Below are 20836 nucleotides of genomic sequence, written 5' to 3'. Positions count from 1 at the left end.
GCAAACTTTGCGCACCGCTTATGTAATGGCTAAAAGGCGCTTTTCACCCCATTTGCCAAGCGGAAATTTGCTTTTCCGCAAATTCCTTCAACGTTTTGCCTCATGCGGCCTTTCCGGTTGAGCGCCGGCGGGCCGCCACCTTCGCGAAGACAGCCGCGCAACGCTCGATTTCGGCCTCCGTCGTTGTCTCGCCGATTGATATACGCAATGCGCCCTGGCGAGGATCGTAACCCATAGCTGTCAGCACGTGGCTCTGCCCGACCTTGCCGGAGGAGCAGGCCGATCCCGCCGAAAGCGCCACGCCTTCGAGATCGAAGGCAATCTGGCCGGTTTCAGCTTTCAGGCCCGGAAGCGTGAAAAAGGTCGTGTTGCCGATGCGAGCAATATCGCGTCCGTGGATCACTACATCCGGCGCCGACGACTGCATTTCGGCTTCGAGCCGATCGCGCAAAGCGGCAACGGCCGTAATCCGTCCGTCTATGTTACCGGCAACCACCCGGGCCGCCGCTCCAAAGCCGGCAAGTGCGGGCGCATTTTCAGTACCCGAACGGTGACCTTTCTCCTGCCCGCCGCCACGGATCAGCGCCGAAGGCATCATGACTTCACCACGCGCGACAAGTGCGCCCGCGCCTTTCGGCCCGCCGATCTTGTGCGAAGAGACGATGAGGAAGTCGGCACCAAGCGCTTCGATCGACAAAGGCAGACGTCCCGCCGCCTGCACGGCATCGACGACAAGGAGGCCGCCATGGGCGCGCACTATGGCGGCGACCTCGGCGATAGGCTGGACGATGCCTGTCTCGTTGTTGGCAAGCATCACGGCGACCATCGGCAGCCCGGCCTCGCGATCATGGGAGGCAAGCAGTGCATCCAGCGCGGCACCATCGACGACGCCGGCGCTCGTCACCGGCACCTCGCAAACATCTTCGCGCGCGAAACGTCCGCCCTCGCGGACTGCCGGATGCTCGATCGCCGAGGCGTAGAGCTTGGCGATCCTGAGCGGCGTCCGTCCCATTCGGAAATCCGGGGTCAGCACCATATTAGCGGCCTCGGTCGCGCCGCTGGTGAAGGTGACCGAGGCGGGTTGTGCGCCGCAAAGCGCGGCGACATCACGCCGGGCGCTTTCGACAAGCGTGCGTATCGCCCTGCCCTCGCCGTGAACCGACGACGGATTGCCGACCTGATCGAGCGCCGACAGGAGGGCCTCGCGCGCTTCAGTGAGAAGCGGCGCCGTGGCGTTCCAGTCCATATAAATGCGCGATCCCGACATCGTTTCTTTCGTTAGGACAAGCGGCTCGGCCGTTACAATCGGTGCCGTTGCATTTTCCTTGAATTTTCCGCGTCGCTTGCCTTATGAGACGAAGCACAAGGCGGAATGCCCGCACCGAAGTTTTGAACGGTTCTAAACTAGGTTTTAGAAAAGCTGACTGCTTTCGTCAAGACAAGATCGGCACTGAAACCGCAATTAGAACCAGAAACATTCCCGGAGAGCCAATGCCCGAGATTATCTTCAACGGTCCAGCTGGTCGGCTGGAAGGTCGCTACCAGCCTTCGAAGCAGAAGAGCGCCCCGATAGCCATCATCCTGCACCCGCATCCCCAGTTCGGCGGCACGATGAACAACCAGATCGTCTACCAGCTTTTCTACATGTTTCAGAAGCGCGGGTTCACGACGCTCCGGTTCAATTTCCGCGGCATCGGGCGCAGCCAGGGCGAGTTCGACCATGGTGCCGGCGAGCTTTCCGATGCCGCCTCTGCGCTCGACTGGGTGCAGAGCCTGCATCCAGATTCGAAAAGCTGCTGGGTTGCCGGTTACTCCTTCGGCGCCTGGATCGGCATGCAACTCTTGATGCGCCGCCCGGAAATCGAAGGCTTCATGGCGGTCGCGCCGCAGCCGAACATCTATGACTTCTCGTTCCTCGCCCCTTGCCCCTCGTCCGGCCTGATCATCAACGGCGATTCCGACAAGGTGGCCCCCGAGAAGGACGTCAACGGTCTCGTCGACAAGCTGAAGGCGCAGAAGGGCATCCTGATCACCCACAGGACCGTGCCGGGCGCCAACCACTTCTTCAACGGCCAGATCGAGACTCTGATGGCCGAGTGCGAGGACTATCTCGATCGCCGCCTCAACGGCGAGCTGACGCCGGAACCGGCCGCCAAGCGCATTCGCTGACATAGCGGCGGGCCGAATCGTCCTCGCGTGCAGTTCAGCGTGCGAGGACGCACTGAGACGTGGCGTCTAGCGCATGTCGCCCGAAAGTGTGGTGCGGTTTCGGGACAACGACATCACTGAAAGCAATAAAATAAAGCACGTCGCATGGCTCCAATCGAATGCGACGTGCTTTAGCTTCGTCCAACCCAATGCGGCACTGCAGGCTTGACGACGTCTGCCGGCGCTTCGGCACACTCCACCCTGTTCCGTCCGGCGGCCTTGGCGGCATAGAGCGCCTTGTCGGCTCTTTGCATGGCCAGTTCGAGCGGCTCGTTTACGGCAACCGCCGCGACGCCAAAGCTGGCGGTAACCGTCGCCTTTTCAGGCAGGCCGTTAATCTGCATTGAGGCCATCGCCGCGCGGATGCCATGGGCGAGGACACGCGCCTCCGATAAATCCGTCAGGGGAAGAAAGACGGCAAATTCTTCCCCTCCGAGGCGCCCGGCAACGGCGCGGCTCGGCATCAGATCGCGAAGAAGGCGCGAAAACCGCCGGATCACCTCGTCCCCGGCATGATGGCCGTAACTGTCGTTCACCTGCTTGAAATGGTCGAGGTCAGTAAGGATGAGCGCGCCGGGATTGACCGTGCCGCGTCTTTCCAGCATCGGAGCAAGACGCTCCACGAAGCCCCGGCGATTGTAGAGATCAGAGAGGGCGTCGATTTCAGAACTCGCCCGCGCGTCGTCGATGATATCCTTCACCATGACGCCGAGCATCGCCAGGCCGGTTCCGACGATCAGCATGGCGCCAAGAGCCTGCGAAATCAGCGCAAACGGGCTGGAGACATAATCGGCCGCCGTTCTTCCGGAGCCCGCCGCCACTGCGGCGTAGATCTTCGCAAGATAGTAGATCGCGCTCAGCACCAGAAGGCAGAGCAGCGTGCGGTCCGCGTAATTTTGCCGCCGCGACCGGACGATCGTTGAGGCGGACCACGCCTGAATGAGGAAGAACGGCATCTGGTAAAAGAAGGCATGCTGGAAGGTGCCGCGCGGAAGGTCGTAGATCACGAGATCGACGATGACCGAAGCGATGAAGAAAGCGGCAAGCAGCGCCGGCCGAACCGGCACGTCGTAATGCAGTCCAAGTCCCACGCGGAGCAGGCTGAAGCCCCCGAGGACGCTGGCGAACGCCGCTATCGCGAAGAGGCGCGGAAAAGCGCTGAAGGGCAGAACGGCCTCAAACACCGCCGACAGGGAAGCGACAACGAAGCAGGCAGCGATCCAGATCGCTGGTCGGCCCGAACGACTCTTTGCCGCGATGATAAGAAATGCGACCGCAAAGATCTGGGCGACGATGAAATTCACGGCCAGAAGGGAAATCGCACCACCCATTCGACAGCTTCCGAAGAGTTCCGACTGCGAATCACGGATCCGCATAAATCTCACACACCGAGCTATCCTACCGGCGGAGTGCAAAGAAACAATTAGAGCAAATCAAGGAAAAATGTGCTGTCAGGGCAGTTCGACCTGCCTTGTCGCTTGCTGAGCCTCGATATCTACCGACTTCGATGCAAATCGACCCCCGCTTACAGGGCGATCGACGCCGGTCGTTTCGGGATAGGTCAACGGCAAGCCGCGCAGTGATCTCACCGCCAGATAGGCCCACGCTTCGGCCTCCATCGAGTCGCCGTTCAGTTCCAGTGCTTCAGCGGCAAGCACCCGGCCGTGCACCGCGCCGGCGAGTCTTGTCAAATCCTTCATGATGGTCTGGTTGAGGCGGCCACCGCCGCAGATGACGTAGGTGGCCGGGGCCTCCGGAAGATGCCCTGCCGATTTCACGATTGCTGCCGCGGTGACGTAGGCGAGTGTGCGAGCGCCGTCTGCCAGGCTTGCGTCGGCGCCCGAGGGCGGCGTGAAGTCGTTTCGGTCGAGGGAGCGGCGTTTCTCAGCGGTAAAGAATGGATGAGAAAGGTACCGATCGGCGAGTTCTGGCACGATCGTGCCTTCGCTTGCGATCATGCCGCCCTGGTCATAGGGGATACCGGCGTGGGCCTCCACCCACTGGTCAATCAGCGTATTGCCGGGACCGCTGTCATAGGCGACGATCCGCCGGCCGGCGCCAACGAATGTGAGGTTGGAGATACCGCCGATATTGACGAAGACGACCGGCGCATCGATCTCTTGTTTTTCCGACAAGCCGTTCGCCAGAGCAGCGTGGTAGGCCGGAATGAGCGGCGCTCCCTGGCCGCCATGGACCATGTCGTTGGCCCGCATGTCGTAGACGACGTCGATTTGTGTTTCGCGCGCCAGCAAGTCTCCATCGCCGATCTGCACGGTCAATGCCTCGTCCGGGCGGTGCAGGACTGTTTGTCCGTGGAAACCTATTACATCAATATTCTCAGGCAACAGATTGTTTTCATGTAGGAATGATTCGACTGCTTCCGCGTGGCGCAGCGTCAGGTCTCGCTCCAGTTGAGCGAGTTCCCCCGGCCTTTCCGTCCGTACGGCAATCGATCTCGCGTCATCAAGTCCCTGCTTCAGGCGCGCCCGGAAACGCGCGTCGTAGGCGTATCCGGCCGAGGGGCCACGCTGCACGACGTTCTCGCCGTCGGTCCGGAGCAGCGCAACGTCGATGCCGTCCATGCTCGTGCCGCTCATCAAGCCGATTGCCGTCAAGAGCTTGCCCATTGATTTCTCCGCGCGCGTGCCTCGATCGATGTCGGCAGAAACCGAGCGCACCAGTCCTCGTTCCGCCAGTGCGTTCATAACAAAATGCCCGCCAACCAAAAACGTGCACTTTCGATAAAACAATGATAAACGCCGCCCGCAGACGTCCTACCCAGCCGAAAGAAACAGGTCATGTCCGAGTTCAAGTCCGATTTCCTCCATACCCTCAGCGAGCGCGGTTTCATCCATCAGACCTCCGATGACGCCGGGCTCGACCAACTGTTCCGTACGGAAACCGTGACTGCCTATATCGGCTTCGATCCCACCGCGCCAAGCCTCCACGCCGGTGGTCTCATTCAGATCATGATGCTGCATTGGCTGCAGGCGACCGGCCACCGACCGATCTCGCTGATGGGCGGTGGCACTGGCATGGTCGGCGATCCGTCCTTCAAGGACGAAGCGCGGCAACTGATGACGCCGGAGACGATCGCGGCCAACATTGCCAGCATCAAGACTGTATTCTCCAATTACCTGAAATACGGCCAAGGGCCGACGGACGCATTGATGATCAACAATGCGGACTGGCTGCTTGGCATAAACTACCTCGAATTCCTGCGTGATGTCGGCCGCCACTTCTCGGTTAACCGCATGCTGTCGTTCGACAGCGTCAAGATGCGACTTGATCGCGAACAGTCGCTTTCGTTTCTCGAATTCAACTACATGATCCTCCAGGCCTATGACTTCGTGGAGCTTCACAAGCGGACGGGGTGCCGGCTGCAGATGGGCGGCTCGGACCAATGGGGCAACATCGTCAATGGTATCGATCTCGGCCACCGCATGGGCACGCCGCAGCTCTACGCCCTCACCTCGCCGCTTCTGACAACCGCATCCGGCGCCAAGATGGGCAAGTCTGTCACCGGTGCCGTCTGGCTCAATCCCGATATGCTCGGCGCCTACGACTTCTGGCAGTACTGGCGCAATACCGAGGATGCGGACGTCGTGCGCTTCCTGAAGCTCTACACGACCTTGCCGATGACGGAGATCGATCGTCTGGCGCAGCTCGGCGGCTCCGAGATCAACGAGGTCAAGAAGATTCTCGCGACGGAAATCACCGCCATGCTGCACGGGCGCATGGCGGCCGAGCAGGCAGCCGAAACGGCGCGCAAGACCTTCGAGGAAGGCGCGCTTGCCGAGAACCTGCCGTCGATCGAGGTCCCCGCCTCCGAACTCGAAGCCGGCGTCGGCCTGCTGACGCTCATCGTGCGCGCCGGCCTTGCCGCTTCGAACGGCGAAGCGCGGCGCCACGTCCAGGGCGGTGCCGTGAGAATCAACGACGAAGCGATCAGCGACGAACGTCGCGTCGTTGCTTATGACGACATCGCCGACGGCGTCATCAAGCTGTCGCTCGGCAAGAAAAAGCATATCCTCGTGCGGCTGGCCTGAGCCCCTCGGAGTGGAAGCCGAAGCGTTCTTGAACAGGATGGGAGCGTGCAGCTTCCCATCCCGTCCGCGTTTGCATCTGCCGCGGACCACAGCAACTCGGTGGATCCGCCTCACCAGCGCCGGGATCGAGGCCGCTCGCCTTACTGAAACTCGAAGATGTTGCGGAACACGCCCGGCGCGATGATCGACAACGGGTTGATCGTCAGCTGCGGTTGCGTGAATTGGCCGGTCAGCTTGAAGGTGATGCCGAGCAGGCCGCGATCACGGCCGTTGCCGAGCAGGACTCCGATCAGAGGCAGTTCGCCGAACAAACGGTTCAGGCCGTAGGCCGGCATGAACGTGCCCGTCATGTCCATTCGGTCTCGTGCGTCGCGGACGGTGCCCTGGAACGTCGCCCCTACATCGACGCCGCGCAGGACGCCGCTTTCGACGCGGATCGTACCCTGATCCAGGAAGAGTTGAGCGAAGCCCCGGTCGAACTGCGCGGTGCTCACATCGATATCGCGGCGAACGGCCTGGTTGAGGCTGCGGCCATCCTCTCCTGCCGGAGTCGAGACCATGGATTGGAGCCGCTGTTCGCCGACGAGTGAGAATTTCCGTACATCAACAGCACCGCGCCACGAACGTGCGCCACGGTCGCGCAACCTCAGATTCATGAGGCCGCCGCTCATGTTGCGGTAGATATCGGCAAAACGCGCCAGCGAGCCTGCATCGCCGGTGGTCAGTTCCAGTATGTTGTCGGCGCCGGATTTTGCCATCTTGGCCACAACCGCTTGCCCGCTTCCGGTCACAGCCGAAAGTTCGATGTCGTCGATCTGTTGCCCGCGAGCCGCATACAAGAAGCGCACATTGGACAGGACTTCGCCGTTGAATCCCGTGACATCGTCAAGCCGGGCATTGAGCGTGATATTGCCGCTGTCAGATGAACCGGATCCGGATTTCACTCGCACCAGCGCCGGCCTTATGTCCACAGCTCGGCCGGTCAAGCCAACATCATAACCGCCCTTGTTGCGATCGATCGTGACGGAGAAATTGTCTCCGCTTGCAAGGCGCACATCGTTCAGTTCAGCCGATGCCAGGCCCGAGTCATCGACACGCAGGCGACCGGCGGCGCCGAACCCGTCGCCGGCGATATTGAAATCGCCGACCTCCGTCACGCCGTCTGTTGCCTTGACCGCGAATTGGGCTCTTGCAGGGATTCCGGCCCCCTTGCTCCACCCGATCCAGGGCAGCGACAGCGACGCCTTGCCGAGGTCCGCCTTGACGGATTGGCTGCCGTCTTCGGCAAGCGAAACGTCGACGCCGACCGGCCCGCTGACGATGCCGGACAAGGCCGGAGCGATCTTCCGCCTGGCGGCGTCGTCGAGCGTCCCCGAGATCTCGCGTGTTCGCTTCACGTTTGCCTTGCTGTCAACCGGCTCGGTCAGTGCGATCCGCATCTTGGAACCGTCGATCAGTGCATCGGCCTCAAGCACCGCCCGGGTGTTGTCGATCCGCATGGTGCCCGCCAGGTTGGCGATGGAACGACCGGAAATGGGCTTGTTAATCGTCACGTCCTGTAGCTGCATCTCCGCCTGCCAGAGAGGCGAAGGGGGCTTCTGGTCCGAAATCAGGCCGAACCGCGCGCCCACCAGGGCTGTCATCGGCCCGGTGAAATCCTCCGGCACGAATGGCGTCTTCTGGAGGGCACGGATCGGTTTGTAGGCGACAAGCTCGGCAATCGCGTCGGCTTGCCCGCCGACCTCGATCTTCATTTCCGCCATCAGCGGCTTCGAATAGACGTCGGGTATGACGAAGTCGCCCCCGTTCAAGGCGACGGAGCGGCCGGATGGGAAATAGGCGGCCCCCTTTCCGACGTCGACGACCATGCGTTCGCCGCTGAGCTTGAAACGCCCCGATGTGTCGCGAAGCGGCGGAATCTCCCCGGCGATGTTGATGCGGGTGTCTTCAATGGCGAAGTTGATGTTGAGCTCGCGCTCGTCGAGCCTAAGCTCGCCCTGGTTATTGGCGATCCGTCCCTCGGGTATCGAAACCTCGATCCGCGCGTCGCTCACAGTCCCGCCGAAGAGATTGCCTATCGCCCACCGTCTCGCTCCTTTGGCGAGCCACCAAGGCCACAATTGTTTGACCGCGGTGGAATGCATCTGATCGCTGAGCGCGACGAAGCTGATCTGCGGCGACGTCTTGCCGAAGGCGACCGAAAGCGAACCGGCCATGGAACCAAGTGGGCTCGATATCGCCAGCTGATCGAAAATAAGCCGGTGACTGTCTGCCTCGAAGCGTCCGCTTGCCTTGGCGTCGAAGGCAAGCGGTTTTTCCTGGATGTCTTCGGGGTCCGAGTTCGCATTCCTCAAGAGAAGGTCGACGGCGAAGCCCTTAGGGCTGGCCTCTGCAACCTTGTCGAGATCGATGAGGGCGCCCGTGAAAGGAAAGCTCGAGCGTCCGATCTTGACGACGGACGGCAATATTTCGACCGAGGCGCGGTCAAAATCATAGGAGACGTTCAGGTCGGACGGGTTGAGAGCGGAAACAAGGCCCCCCGCATGAAACGAACCTTGCGTTGTCCTGACGCTGACTTCCAGCGCCGGCTTCTGGCCGTCAGCCGCACGGCTGGCTTTCAGGCTGACGTCCGCCGCCGCCTCGACGCCGAAGGCTTCCTCGTTTCCCGATTTGCCGTGATAGAGAAAGGGAGCGAGCGGCAAAGCGCTGACGGTCCCCTCGAAGCCACCGATGCGGCCGTTCTCACCGAGGGCCTTGGCGGTCAATTGCGCTTCGATGCCGTCGATCGCAACGATTCCATCGACGCGCATGGAGCTATTGGGGTCGTGGGTGAACTCGAGCGTTTTCACTTCGACGGGAACGGCGCGACCACGCGACCCTGTGACCGATAGGCTGAAATCCGAGAGCAGCACGGTTTGTGTCGCCCTGCCCGCAGTCAGTCGCGACAGGCGGTCCGCCTGGGCGAACAACTTCTCGAGCGCTTCGCCGACATCCGCGATTCGGATCGTCGTGAGGTCGATAGGTTCGCCGCGTGGCAGCAGGCCCGTGTCGAGTTCGCCTTCTTCCGCCTCGAGCCGCGACACGGCTATGCGTCCGGTCATCAGAGAGAACGGGTCGAGCGCTATCGAAATTGCGCCGAGCTTAGCGAGGTGGCGACCCGACCCGCTTTCCTTGAGCGTCACCCCGCGCGCCTTCAGCGCAAGCGCGCCGCCGCTCGTCATGCGGATCACGGTGCTCTCGACATCGGCATTATAGTTTTCGCCAAGAGCAGCGTTCAGCGCCGTGCGTGCCCGTGTGTTGAGCGGCCCGTCGACCAGGCCGGTTTCGATAACCGCGACAAGGGACGCCACGGCAACGAAAGCGAGCAGCGAGCAGCACAGTATGATCTTGCCGAGAAAACGCAGCGCGCCGCCCGGCCGAGGCGCATGCACGATGACCGGATCGTGGGCTTGCGCCGAAGGCAGCTCGTGCAGCGCGACGATGTCTTCCTTGCGAAAGCAGACCCTTTCGCCGCGGATATCGCTCATCGGCGCCGGCGCCCTCCGCCTAAGTGCGGCATTGCAAATTTCCTTGTAAGGCCAGTCGCCGCGCGCGAGGGCCGGACCCTTTGTTCACCCATGTAGATCACAATTCGTCGAGCCAAGTCACCACGCGTCCCTGCCGATGCTGTGGAAAGGCTCGCTATCGCCCCAGTTTTTGCACGACGACGCGCCGACCAACCTCCTAGCCGAAGGAGCCGTCCGCCACCTGTCAAATCTATCACAAATCCGCTGGACGGCCGCCGTCGATTTTCGATATGCCCTACAGCGCCGCGCGTCTCGTCAGACGCGCAAAAGGACGCTGTAGCACTTTGAATCGCCGCATGTTTTAAATCGGCTCCGATTTGAGGAAACATGCAGTAGCTGCCGAATGTCTGCAAAACTTGGCGTAAGAAAGGTTAAATCATGGCACGATTGGGACCAGGTGATGTCGCGCCCGACTTCGAGCTTCCTCGCGACGGCGGCGGGGCGATCTCGCTCTCCGCTCATCGCGGCAAGCCGGTGGTGCTCTTTTTCTATCCCAAGGACGATACCAAGGCCTGCACCGAGGAAGCGATCTCCTTCTCTGGCCTTGCCGCCGAATTCGAAGCCGCCGGCGTTGCTCTGATCGGGCTCTCGCCCGATTCGGTCAAACAGCACGATCGCTTCGCCAAGAAGCACAATTTGACGGTCACGCTGGCGGCGGATGAAGAGAAGAACGTCGTCAATGCGTATGGCGTCTGGGTGGAAAAGAGCCTCTATGGGCGCAAATACATGGGCGTCGAACGCACGACGTTCCTGATAAACCCGGACGGGACGATCAACCGGGTCTGGGAAAAGGTCAGGGTTGCAGGTCATGCGAGCGAGGTTCTGGCCGCCGCAAAGGCGCTTTGAACCGAAGGAGCGATGGATGACCAAGCTTCCGCAGTTCCACAGCCTGCGAGGCGCTGCCATCGAGGCGATTCGCTCAGCGGATCTCCACCAAAAGACAGAGCTCGCGCAGGAGGCGGCTCGGCGTTGGCAGGGAAGAAAGCTGTCATTGCGCTCCCCGCTGGATCGTGCGGTTCCGGAGCGGCCAGGCCGTCCGGCAAGACCCGTGCTCACGCCGCCGACCCAGGTGAAGCGGCGCTCGCTCGGCTCGTTGAAAGGGCGCATCGCCCTCCTCCATGCGATCGCCCACATCGAATTGAACGCCGTCGACCTGGCGCTCGATATCGTCGCGCGCTTTGCCTCGGAACCGGTGCCCAATTCTTTCTTCGACGGATGGATGCAGGTCGCCTTCGAGGAGGCGAAACACTTCCGCATGGTGCGGCAAAGGCTGAACGACCTCGGCGCGGACTATGGCGACCTGCCCGCGCATGACGGCCTGTGGCAGGCGGCGCACGACACGCGGAACGACCTGACCGCGCGCCTTGCCGTCGTGCCGCTCATACTCGAAGCCCGCGGGCTCGACGTCACGCCGCCCCTGCGGGCGAAAATGCGCGAAACGGGCGACCACGAGAGTGCCTCCGTTCTCGATGTGATCTACGAGGACGAAAAGGGCCACGTCGCCGTCGGTGCAAAATGGTTCCGCTTCCTTTGCGCCCGGCAAAAGAAGGATCCGGCCGCAACGTTTCAGGCACTCGTGCGAGCAAATTTTCGCGGACCGCTGAAGGCTCCGTTCAATGACGTTGCGCGTGCGGAAGCCGGTCTGACGCCATCCTTCTACCGCTCGATGACGGCGTCCACCAACATCTGACACCGATCAACGCTCAATGGTTTGTTAACCCTAATAAAGTGTAATCGCTCCCGGGCAACGCGAGTTATTTCGCATCCGGCTGGGGGTGATGTGGTGACTGTTCGTTCGGCAGACGGCGCCTTTCGAAAGCGCAGGCAAAGTCATGTGCTTATCCTGGCGAGCGGCGATAAGGTGCGGCACATGACCGTTCGCCCATGGATGGCGGCGCTTGTTACATCCGTCGTCGGGATCTTCAGCGTCGGCTATCTGGCGGCTACCACCTATCTCGTCCTGAGAGACGACCTGATCGGCGGCACGATCGCTCGCCAGGCTCGCATGCAACATGAATACGAAGACCGGATCACCGCGCTCAGGGCGCAAGTGGACCGGGTTACGAGTCGGCAGTTGCTGGACCAGCAGGTGGTCGAGGAGAAGGTCGAGAAACTCCTGGAGCAACAGTCGGCGCTATGGTCGCGCAGCGACAAGTTTGGTGCTTTGGCGGCAAGTGCTGATACTTCCGAAGATCTCGGTGAGGGCACATCTCCTGTAATTGACCCCCTCGCCCTCGAAAAGCCTGCGGATGCGAACGGTGGGGTGGAAGCAATCGAAGAAATCATGGGCCTTAACGGGGAAGCCGGCGCAACGCCGACGCGTCTCGGCGCCCTCGCCTATGCACCTGCCTCGCCCGAAAGTGGCGAAAAGGAAACCCTTTCGGATCGAGCGGACCGGAATTTTTCCAAGATCACGCTTTCGCTCAAGGATGTCGAACGCGATCAGATGGCACGCATGGAACATCTGACGAGCAGCGCGACCCGAACATCCGAAGCGATCAGGACGATCGTGGAACGCACCGGCGTCACGCTGCCAGCCGGTTCCGCGGAGGCTTCTGCTAGCGACGCCGATGGAAGCGCGATCGGTGGGCCGTTCGTCGAACCGCAGGATGAAGATTCGTTCGGAAAGTCGCTTGTTGCGCTCGATAGCGCGCTTCTGGAATTGGAGAAAACCCGCGACGCCGCCCGCAAGCTGCCGCTCCAAAGTCCTGCGCCTACCATTGACGTCACCAGCAATTTCGGCAACCGGCTGGATCCGTTTCTCGGTCGGCTGGCGCTCCACGCGGGCATCGATTTTCGGACATCGATCGGCACGCGCATTCGCTCTGCTGCTGGCGGGACAGTCACCACGGCCGGGCCGACGGGCGGATACGGCAACATGGTCGAGATCGATCATGGCGACGGAGTCGTGACCCGTTATGCCCACCTGTCGGTCATTCTCGTCAATGTCGGAGACCATGTGCGAGCAGGCGACGTCATCGCCAAGTCCGGAAGTACGGGGCGGTCGACCGGCCCGCACCTGCACTACGAAGTTCGCCTGAATGGCCGCGCCGTCGATCCGGTGCGGTTTCTTCGCGCCGGAACGAAGCTCGCGGGCCTGATGGATTGATGTTTACAGGCGCCAGCACCGTCTCCTTCCGCTTGACAAGAAATGGGAAGATTCGCACTCGTTTACCTTTCACAGCTTCAACGTGCTGGATTTCTTGACTTTCGGCGCCTTTCGGCTTAAGAGCGCCGCCACGTGGTGGCGCATTTTCCATCGATCGATCAGTGTTCTATTGAACCGGAACGGAAACAGTTTTCCCTTTGACAAATTTTGCTGACCTTGGCCTGAGCCAAAAAGTTCTCTCCGCCGTTACCGACGCGGGCTATGCAACTCCTACACCGATCCAGGCTGGGGCCATCCCTCCGGCGCTGCAGCGCCGCGACATCTTGGGCATTGCACAGACCGGAACCGGCAAGACGGCGTCCTTCGTTCTGCCGATGCTGACGCTGCTGGAAAAGGGTCGCGCCCGCGCCCGGATGCCGCGCACGCTGATCCTCGAGCCGACGCGTGAACTCGCCGCACAGGTCGCGGAAAACTTCGACAAGTACGGCAAGAACCACAAGCTCAACATCGCGCTTTTGATCGGTGGCGTTTCCTTTGACGAACAGGACCGCAAGCTCGAGCGTGGAGCCGATGTGCTGATCTGCACCCCCGGCCGTCTGCTCGACCATTTCGAGCGTGGCAAGCTTTTGATGTCAGGCGTTGAGATCCTCGTCATTGATGAAGCAGACCGCATGCTCGACATGGGTTTCATCCCGGACATCGAACGCATCGCGAAGCTCATTCCCTTCACGCGCCAGACGCTGTTCTTCTCGGCGACGATGCCGCCGGAAATCCAGAAGCTTGCCGACCGATTCCTGCAGAATCCGGAGCGTGTGGAGGTCGCCCGTCCCGCCTCCACCGCGAACACCGTGACGCAGCGGTTCGTTGCCTCACATGCCAAGGACTATGAGAAACGCGCCGTCCTGCGCGACCTGATCCGCGCCCAGGACGAATTGAAGAACGCAATCATCTTCTGCAACCGCAAGAAGGATGTCGCCGATCTCTTCCGTTCGCTCGATCGCCACGGCTTCTCCGTCGGCGCACTGCATGGCGACATGGACCAGCGCTCGCGCATGACGATGCTCGCCAATTTCAAGGACGGCAATATCAAGCTGCTCGTTGCTTCGGATGTCGCGGCGCGCGGCCTGGATATTCCGGACGTCAGCCATGTTTTCAATTTCGACGTCCCGATTCACGCGGAAGATTATGTTCACCGCATCGGCCGCACCGGACGAGCGGGACGTTCCGGCGCCTCCTTCACGCTTGTCACGAGGCGCGACACGAAGTTCGCCGACGCCATCGAGAAGCTGATCGGCCAGAAGGTCGAGTGGCTGAACGGTGACCTTTCCGAGCTCCCGGAGCCGATGGAAAGCCACGATGCCGGCCGCAAGGATCGTGGCCGCGATCGCCACAAGGATCGCAAAAAAGATGTGGAACGTTCCGGCAAGGGCCGTTCCGATCATAGATCCGATACCGCCTATGCGGATAGTGCGGCTGAACTCGAACCAGTCGCGGAAAGGGCGGGCGCGGTGAAACCGGAACGCAATGCAGACAACGGGCGTGGCCATGCCAGCCGCAACGATCGGCCGGGCCGTGCGCAGAATGCCGCCAATGACGACAATCGCGACCGCCGCAACCGGCATCGTCGCGATCATGACGACGGTCCGACGCCGGTCGGTTTCGGCGACGAGATCCCCGCCTTCATGCTGATCGCCGGCAAGGCTTGACCTCCGGCCCGATGGCTCTTCCCGGCATCGATTTCCCCGGTGTTGGCTGCGGCCTCGCCATCATGCGCGAAGGCAAGATCCTGCTTTGCCGGCGCCTCAAGGCACCAGAGGCGGGTCACTGGAACATCGTCGGGGGCAAGGTCGACCATATGGAGTGCGCTGAGGATGCGGCGCGGCGGGAGGCGGAAGAGGAAAGCGGACTTTCCATCCATTCGACCCGCTTTCTCTGCATCAGCGAGCAGGTGATCGAGGCCGACCAGCAGCACTGGATCTCGCTGATCTACGTGACGGACGATTTTTCAGGCGAGCCGCGTCTCACCGAACCTGACAAGCTCTCCGACATCGGCTGGTTCGATCTCTCCGCCCTGCCCCAGCCGCTGTCGCGTTTCGCCGCCGATGCCGTTCGGGCTCTTGGCTAAGCTGCTGGCCTCATCAGTTCGGCTGCACCACCCTATTTTCTCGTTCTGAGCGCTGCCGCATAGGCAATCCTCACCCACCGGGCCATCTCGTCCGGATCGTCGAGCGCCGGATCAGGAATGCTCCAGTAGGGCATCTTCACCGGCTTGCCTTTCCCCTCATACTCCCATTGGCGGCAGCCTGCCTGCTCGTATTCCGGTGCCGATTCGGTGTCGCCTTTGAGTAGGATTTCGCCGTCGACCTCGAGCGCGAAGATCACGCCTTCGAAATAGATGCCTTTGCCGCCGAACATGCGGCGGATCGTCACCGGTCCCAGCGTTTCGAACGTTTCCTCGATCGCGGCATTGTCCATTCTTCATTCCTTCAGTACGCCGCCTGCAGCGATGATCGCTTCCGGGGTATCGAGGTCGAGACGCGCCGCCTCGCCGAGCTCGACGTCGATGACCGGGAGCCCGCACCGTTCGACGATATGCCGTGCTCCGACATCGCCGACGAGCTGCCTGACCGCTGAGAAAGTCTCTCGCGGCAGAATGACGGGATTGCCGCGCTGACCTTCCGAGACTGCGCGCACGACGGCTTGGCGGCCCTCGTTGTCGAAGACCTCGATCATCTTGCGCAGATGGTCGCCAGTAATGCCCGGCATGTCCGCCAGCATCACGAGCACGCCGCCTGCCTCTGGCCCGAGCGCGGATACGCCTGCCACGAGCGAAGATGCCATGCCGGCCGCATAGTCCGGATTGGAGACAAGCGTTACAGGCAGGCCGGCGAGCGAGGCGCGAATATCACTTTCGCGGTGTCCGGTTACCACCACCACCTTCCCGGCATCGGCGGCAAGTGCCGTTTCGACCGTACGCCGCACCAAAGGAACGCCGTCAAACTCGGCCAAGAGCTTGTGACCGCCGCTCGCACCCATCCTGCTTGCACGCCCCGCAGCCAGAACGACGATCCGTGCCGGACCTCGCGGCGGACTGGCGGTTTGCTCCCGCGGTTGCGGCCGCGTTGGGATTTCGGTTAGCAGGCCGCCGACACCGAGGCCGGTTATGTCCTCGGAATTCGGCCATTCGCCGGCAAGCAGGCGGTCGAGAATCCAGTCAAATCCGTTCTCTTTGGGACTGCGTGCGCAACCTGGTGCGCCAACGATGGGAATTTCGCCGATCCTACCCAGAACCAGAAGATTGCCCGGATCGACCGGCATTCCGACCTGTTCGACGACTCCGCCAGCGCTGCGGATTGCCGCCGGAATCACGTCGTCCGGATCGGCGACGGCGGAAGCGCCGAAGACAACGATCAGGTCATGGTCCGGCTCGAGATCGGCGATGGCAGCGGCGACGGCGCCTTCCCTATGCGCCACGCGGCGTTCCGTGACGAGATGGCTTCCAGAGCGCAAAAGTCGGGCAGCGAGAACCGTATGGGTCTTGTCCATGACCTGCGGCTTCAGCGATGGCAACTCGGTTGCGATCAGCGCCGCGCGATGCGGCACGAAGGGTTTTACCTCAAAGGCTGCCTCCGCCCGCAGCATATTCTCCGCCTGCTCGACGAACTGCTCCGGTACTGCCAGCGGAATGATCTTGATCGTCGCCACCATGTCGCCCGTTGCGACCGCCGTGTGATCGGCGAGGCAGGCGAGCGTGATCGCCGGATCGATCCGATTCAGGCGGTCGACGATGGCGCGATTTGCGACGAAAAGACCCGAGACGGTGGAGTAGACATTCACCCGACCGGTCGCTGCTGGTGAGAAACGCAGGTGGTCGGGCGCAATCGCCGCTGCGATGCGTGCGGCCGCCTCGTTTTCGAGCAGGTCATCCGCATCGAGCCGGGCAACGACGACCTCTTCGATGTTGGCTTCAGCAAGCGTTGCGATGTCCGTTCGGCTTAGCCGGTGACCTTTCGGTAACCGCTGCGCCTCGGCTTTTACTGCGTGACCTAGAACAGCGCCTTCGGCATCGGCGAGCTTTACGGGACCGAACTTCATCTTGCACCTCCTACCCGGCCGGTAGGATCGCGGCGGCGCATGGCTTCGATGATCTCGGCCAGGACGGCGACAGCGATTTCGGAGGGGCTCGCCGCGCCGATGTCGAGGCCGATCGGAGCTTTGATCCGGCCAATGGCGTCCTGAGGCACGCCTGCTTGTCCCAATCTTTCGACGCGTGCCGCATGGGTCTTGCGGCTGCCGAGCGCGCCCACGTAAAAGCATCCCGCTTCCAGTGCCGTCCGGATCGGATAGTCGTCGATCTTCGGATCATGCGTGAGTGCGGCGAGTGCCGTGTAGCGGTCAAGCGGCCTCGATGGCAGAACGTCTTCCGGCCATTCCGCCAGGAGTTCGACAGCACTGAACCGCTCCGCTGTCGCGAACGCTGTGCGCGGATCTATGATCGTCATGTCGAATCCGGCGACCGCCGCCAGGTCGGCAAGCGCTTGGGAGATGTGAACGGCACCGATCGCAACGATGCGCGGGGGCGGCATATGAGCATTGATGAAAAGCGACCGTCCTTCTACCGCCGCAATGCCGGCGCGTCCTGAACGCAACGCGTCGACGATCAGGCTCTCCCATTCCTGCGGAAAGCTTGTGCCTTCCAGAAAGACCTGACTGGCGCCGTCCGAAAGATCGGTGACGACGACAGCCGCGCGTCGCGCGGCACGCGCCGCATTGATTGCTTTGAGGGTTGTGCGTTCCATCGTCAGCCGTCGATTCTTTCGACATAGACCCGAATGCGGCCGCCGCAGGAAAGGCCGACGCGCCATGCGGTCTCGTCGGCGACGCCAAATTCGAGGATTTTGGGTATTCCTGACTCGATGATCTCCATTGCCTCGGCGATGACAGCGCCTTCGACGCATCCGCCGGAGACGGATCCCTGGAAGTTTCCTTCGTCGTCGATCACCAGATGGCTGCCGACCCGTCGCGGTGCTGAACCCCAGGTTTCTATGACCGTCGCAAGCGCCACGTTGCGTCCGTCACCGCACCAGGTTTCCGCGATCTCCAGCGGGTCGAGGATGTTGGGCTCTTTAGACATATTGGCTACCAGTTGTTTGTGTCTCATGCCGCGCGCATATGCAGGAAGCGCCGCGGATCGGCGCCTTGCGCACCCTGACCGGACAGCGATTTCACCAGTTCGGCCACAGACTCAAGATTGTGCACCGCCCGGAATTCGTCAACATGCGGCAGCATGGCCCTGACGCCCCGGGCGCGTGCTTCGAAGCCGTCGAAGCGCAGGAGCGGGTTGAGCCAGACCAGGCGCCGACAGGAGCGATGCAGGCGATCGATCTCGACTTCGAGCTCTGCCGTATCGTCGCGCTCGAGGCCGTCGGTGATCAGGAGGACGATGGCGCCCTGCCCAAGCACCCGGCGCGACCAACGCCGATTGAATTCGTGAAGCGTTTCGCCGATGCGGGTGCCGCCGGACCAATCATTGACCGCCGCCACGCATTCGTCGAGCGCTTCATCGGGATCGCGGTGGCGCATCTGGCGCGTAACATTCGTCAGCCGCGTCCCGAAGAGAAACGTATGAACGCGTTGCCGCTGTTCCGTCAATGCGTGCAGGAAATGCAGGAAAATCCGCGTGTACTGGCTCATCGATCCGGAAATATCGGCAAGCACGACGAGCGGCGGATGAACAAGGCGCGGCTCGCGAAAGCGCGGCAGAATCAATTCGCCGCCAAAGCGCATCGCATCGCGCATGGTGGCGCGCGGATCGATCCGCACCGGCCGATGGGCGGCGCGAAAGCGGCGGGTCCGCACCCGATCCATCGGTAATATCAGCGATGACAGGGCTTTCCTCGCCTCGGCGATCTCCGCTGTGGTCATCTGTGCGAAATCCGTCTTGCGGAAAAGCTCGCGACCCGAGACCGTGTGGCGGGCATCGACTTCGATTTCCGGTTCGTCGCGGGGCGAACGGGAGTCGTCCCCGCCGGCGAGAAGCGCCTCGCGGAGGCGCTCCTCGCCGGCGCGCCTGGCCCGATCTCCACCCTGCCGCCCCGGTGCGACCGGCGAGAGGAGCGCGATCATCTTTTGGACGAGGTCTCGCGAGCGCCAGAACAGGTTGAACGCTTCGTCGAACAGAACCTGGTCCTCATGGCGCTTGACGAAGGTGCATTGAAGGGCAGCATAAAATTCGCTGCGCGAGCCGATCCCGATCAAAGTGACGGCGTCGATGGCGTCGGCAATGGCGGCGGGACCAATTCTCATTCCCGCCCGTCGAAGGGCGCGGGCAAAGAAGACGATGTTGTCAGCAAGCTTGCCGTCGCTAGGTGCGATCGGAGAAACTGCCGTTCGATCAACGCTCTTGCCCACCATGACGGTCAGCCCTGCGCCAGGAGTTCGGCCTTGACCTCGGCAAGCAGCTTGCGCCCCTCCGCGCCCTCGATCCGGGCGATATCGTCCTGGTATTTGAGCAAAGTGCCGAGCGTGTCGGCGATCGTTTCCGGATCAAGCGCCAGCCGGTCGAGTTCGGTGAGCGCTGTCGCCCAGTCGATCGTCTCTGCAACGCCGGGGTTCTTGAATAGATCGATCGCCCGCAGTTTTTGGACATAGGCGACGATTTCCCGCGATAGAGTGGCGTTGCAGCCGGGTACCTTGCGCCGGATGATCTCCAGTTCCTGTGCCGCCTTCGGATAGTCGACCCAGTGGTAAAGGCAGCGTCGCTTCAACGCATCATGAATTTCGCGGGTGCGGTTGGTCGTGATGATGACGATCGGCGGCTCGTCCGCCCTGATCGTTCCGAGTTCCGGGATGGTGACCTGAAAATCAGAAAGCACTTCCAGAAGAAAAGCCTCGAAAGCTTCGTCGGTGCGGTCAAGCTCGTCGATCAGGAATACTGGAGACCGACCCGTGCCGGCGGATATCGCCTGAAGCACCGGGCGGCGGATGAGAAAGCGTTCGGAGAAGATGTCGCCCTCGATCCTTGGACGATCGGCCATGCCGGCCGCCTCCGAAAGGCGAATCTCCAACATCTGCGCCGGATAGTTCCATTCATAGACGGCGGAGGAGACGTCGAGCCCTTCGTAGCATTGCAGCCGGATAAGCGGGCGATCGAGCGAACGGGCAAGGACTTTGGCGATCTCCGTCTTGCCGACGCCCGCCTCGCCTTCCAGAAATAGCGGGCGCTTCATTTTCAGGGCCAGGAAAAGCACGGTCGCAAGCTGGGTACCGGCGAGGTAATTCTGCGCCTCCAGCATTGCCAGCGTTTCATCGATGGATTGCGGCAGCTTTCCCGTTTCGTGTTTCGCCATGTTTCCTCCGTGGCCGAAGAAAACTTATAGCGTGTGGTATCCCCGGTCCACATAAATGAGCGGCGGCTGCTTTTCCCCCAGGCGCAGGTCGACGACTTCGCCGAAGAGAATGAGATGGGTTGCCATGATCTTGACCTCGATGAGGCGGCAATCGAAGGCGACGACGGCGTCGGTGAGGATGGGCGCGCCGGTGGCAAGCTGCGTCCATTGGCCGAGCGCGAAACGGCGGTCCATGTCGAGCTGATCGCGGCCGGAGAAAGCATGTGCCAGCGCCTTGTGCGGCTCGCCAAGCACGTTGAGCGCAAAAGCACCGGAGCGAGCAAAGATATCGTTGCGCGGATTTGCGGCATTGAGGCAGGCAAGGATCGTCGGAGGATCGTCAGACACGGAGCAGGACGCCGTGATCGTGACGCCGCGCCGCGCACGCCCATCGGCCGTGGTGATGAGCTGCACATGAGCGGACATGCGGCTCATCGCGTCGCGGTAACTTATCGGGTCCAGTCGGGTCTTCTCCAACACATCTCGCTCCGGATCGATGTCTTGCACATACATAGA

General features: G+C 61.8%; 18 protein-coding genes. 7 read left to right on the top strand and 11 right to left on the bottom strand.

All coding sequences use genetic code 11. The features are described 5' to 3' along the window. Window positions 1–100: 100 nt before the first annotated feature. Window positions 101–1267: a cysteine desulfurase family protein gene (locus GHK62_RS20570; RefSeq protein WP_153440964.1), complete on the bottom strand. Its 1167-nt coding sequence runs from the start codon at window positions 1265–1267 to the stop codon at window positions 101–103. Between the two features lie 224 nt (window positions 1268–1491). On the opposite strand from GHK62_RS20570, the gene GHK62_RS20565 reads away from it, so the two are divergent. Further along, on the top strand, window positions 1492–2169 hold the full coding sequence (locus GHK62_RS20565; RefSeq protein ID WP_153440963.1) for an alpha/beta hydrolase: 678 nt from the start codon (window positions 1492–1494) through the stop codon (window positions 2167–2169). A gap of 170 nt (window positions 2170–2339) precedes the next feature. Here the strand turns inward: GHK62_RS20565 and GHK62_RS20560 are convergent, their stop codons facing one another. Further along, entirely contained in the window at window positions 2340–3539 is a 1200-nt protein-coding gene (locus tag GHK62_RS20560; RefSeq protein WP_153440962.1) for a GGDEF domain-containing protein, read from the bottom strand. A 120-nt stretch (window positions 3540–3659) separates the two neighbouring features. Beyond that, a complete protein-coding gene (locus tag GHK62_RS20555) occupies window positions 3660–4835 on the bottom strand; it encodes an anhydro-N-acetylmuramic acid kinase (protein WP_153440961.1) in 1176 nt (391 codons plus the stop codon). A 171-nt stretch (window positions 4836–5006) separates the two neighbouring features. On the opposite strand from GHK62_RS20555, the gene tyrS reads away from it, so the two are divergent. Further along, window positions 5007–6257 carry a tyrosine--tRNA ligase gene (gene tyrS, locus GHK62_RS20550; RefSeq protein WP_153440960.1) on the top strand — a complete coding sequence of 417 codons (1251 nt, stop codon included), beginning with the start codon at window positions 5007–5009 and terminating at the stop codon, window positions 6255–6257. A 140-nt stretch (window positions 6258–6397) separates the two neighbouring features. Here the strand turns inward: tyrS and GHK62_RS20545 are convergent, their stop codons facing one another. Continuing rightward, entirely contained in the window at window positions 6398–9784 is a 3387-nt protein-coding gene (locus GHK62_RS20545; protein WP_153440959.1) for a YhdP family protein, read from the bottom strand. A 417-nt stretch (window positions 9785–10201) separates the two neighbouring features. Between GHK62_RS20545 and GHK62_RS20540 the strand changes: the two genes are divergently transcribed. The 5 genes from GHK62_RS20540 (at window position 10202) to GHK62_RS20520 (ending at window position 15057) form a co-directional block, all read left to right on the top strand. Further along, entirely contained in the window at window positions 10202–10669 is a 468-nt protein-coding gene (locus GHK62_RS20540) for a peroxiredoxin (RefSeq protein ID WP_153440958.1), read from the top strand. Between the two features lie 16 nt (window positions 10670–10685). After that, window positions 10686–11513: a ferritin-like domain-containing protein gene (locus GHK62_RS20535; protein WP_153440957.1), complete on the top strand. Its 828-nt coding sequence runs from the start codon at window positions 10686–10688 to the stop codon at window positions 11511–11513. A 93-nt stretch (window positions 11514–11606) separates the two neighbouring features. Beyond that, window positions 11607–12932 (top strand): M23 family metallopeptidase, encoded by a 1326-nt coding sequence (locus tag GHK62_RS20530; protein WP_184108745.1) that lies wholly within the window; start codon window positions 11607–11609, stop codon window positions 12930–12932. A gap of 197 nt (window positions 12933–13129) precedes the next feature. Beyond that, window positions 13130–14638, top strand: a complete 1509-nt coding sequence (locus GHK62_RS20525) for a DEAD/DEAH box helicase (RefSeq protein ID WP_153440955.1) — start codon at window positions 13130–13132, stop codon at window positions 14636–14638. Window positions 14639–14649: 11 nt separating this feature from the next. Next, window positions 14650–15057 (top strand): NUDIX hydrolase, encoded by a 408-nt coding sequence (locus GHK62_RS20520; protein ID WP_153440954.1) that lies wholly within the window; start codon window positions 14650–14652, stop codon window positions 15055–15057. Window positions 15058–15089: 32 nt separating this feature from the next. Here the strand turns inward: GHK62_RS20520 and GHK62_RS20515 are convergent, their stop codons facing one another. Genes GHK62_RS20515 through GHK62_RS20485 form a run of 7 tightly spaced genes read right to left on the bottom strand, consistent with a single transcriptional unit; the run spans window position 15090 to window position 20833 of the window. After that, window positions 15090–15407 carry a TfoX/Sxy family protein gene (locus tag GHK62_RS20515; protein WP_153440953.1) on the bottom strand — a complete coding sequence of 106 codons (318 nt, stop codon included), beginning with the start codon at window positions 15405–15407 and terminating at the stop codon, window positions 15090–15092. 3 nt (window positions 15408–15410) lie between these two features. Next, a complete protein-coding gene (locus tag GHK62_RS20510; RefSeq protein ID WP_153440952.1) occupies window positions 15411–17027 on the bottom strand; it encodes an NTP transferase domain-containing protein in 1617 nt (538 codons plus the stop codon). Further along, window positions 17024–17731, bottom strand: a complete 708-nt coding sequence (locus tag GHK62_RS20505) for an XdhC family protein (RefSeq protein WP_153440951.1) — start codon at window positions 17729–17731, stop codon at window positions 17024–17026. Before GHK62_RS20505 ends, GHK62_RS20510 begins: the two co-directional genes overlap by 4 nt. Window positions 17732–17733: 2 nt before the next feature. Beyond that, window positions 17734–18066 (bottom strand): XdhC family protein, encoded by a 333-nt coding sequence (locus GHK62_RS20500; protein WP_153440950.1) that lies wholly within the window; start codon window positions 18064–18066, stop codon window positions 17734–17736. A 23-nt stretch (window positions 18067–18089) separates the two neighbouring features. Continuing rightward, window positions 18090–19346, bottom strand: coding sequence for a vWA domain-containing protein (locus tag GHK62_RS20495; RefSeq protein WP_153440949.1), 1257 nt, complete (start codon window positions 19344–19346; stop codon window positions 18090–18092). 5 nt (window positions 19347–19351) lie between these two features. Beyond that, window positions 19352–20281 (bottom strand): AAA family ATPase, encoded by a 930-nt coding sequence (locus GHK62_RS20490; RefSeq protein WP_153440948.1) that lies wholly within the window; start codon window positions 20279–20281, stop codon window positions 19352–19354. Between the two features lie 24 nt (window positions 20282–20305). Then, entirely contained in the window at window positions 20306–20833 is a 528-nt protein-coding gene (locus GHK62_RS20485; protein WP_153440947.1) for a flavin reductase, read from the bottom strand. Window positions 20834–20836: the final 3 nt, after the last annotated feature.

Source organism: Sinorhizobium terangae, from assembly GCF_009601505.1.
GTDB classification, from domain to species: Bacteria; Pseudomonadota; Alphaproteobacteria; order Rhizobiales; family Rhizobiaceae; genus Sinorhizobium; species Sinorhizobium terangae.
Note: the sequence above shows the minus strand (reverse complement) of the source record. Positions and strands in the feature narration are given on the sequence as shown.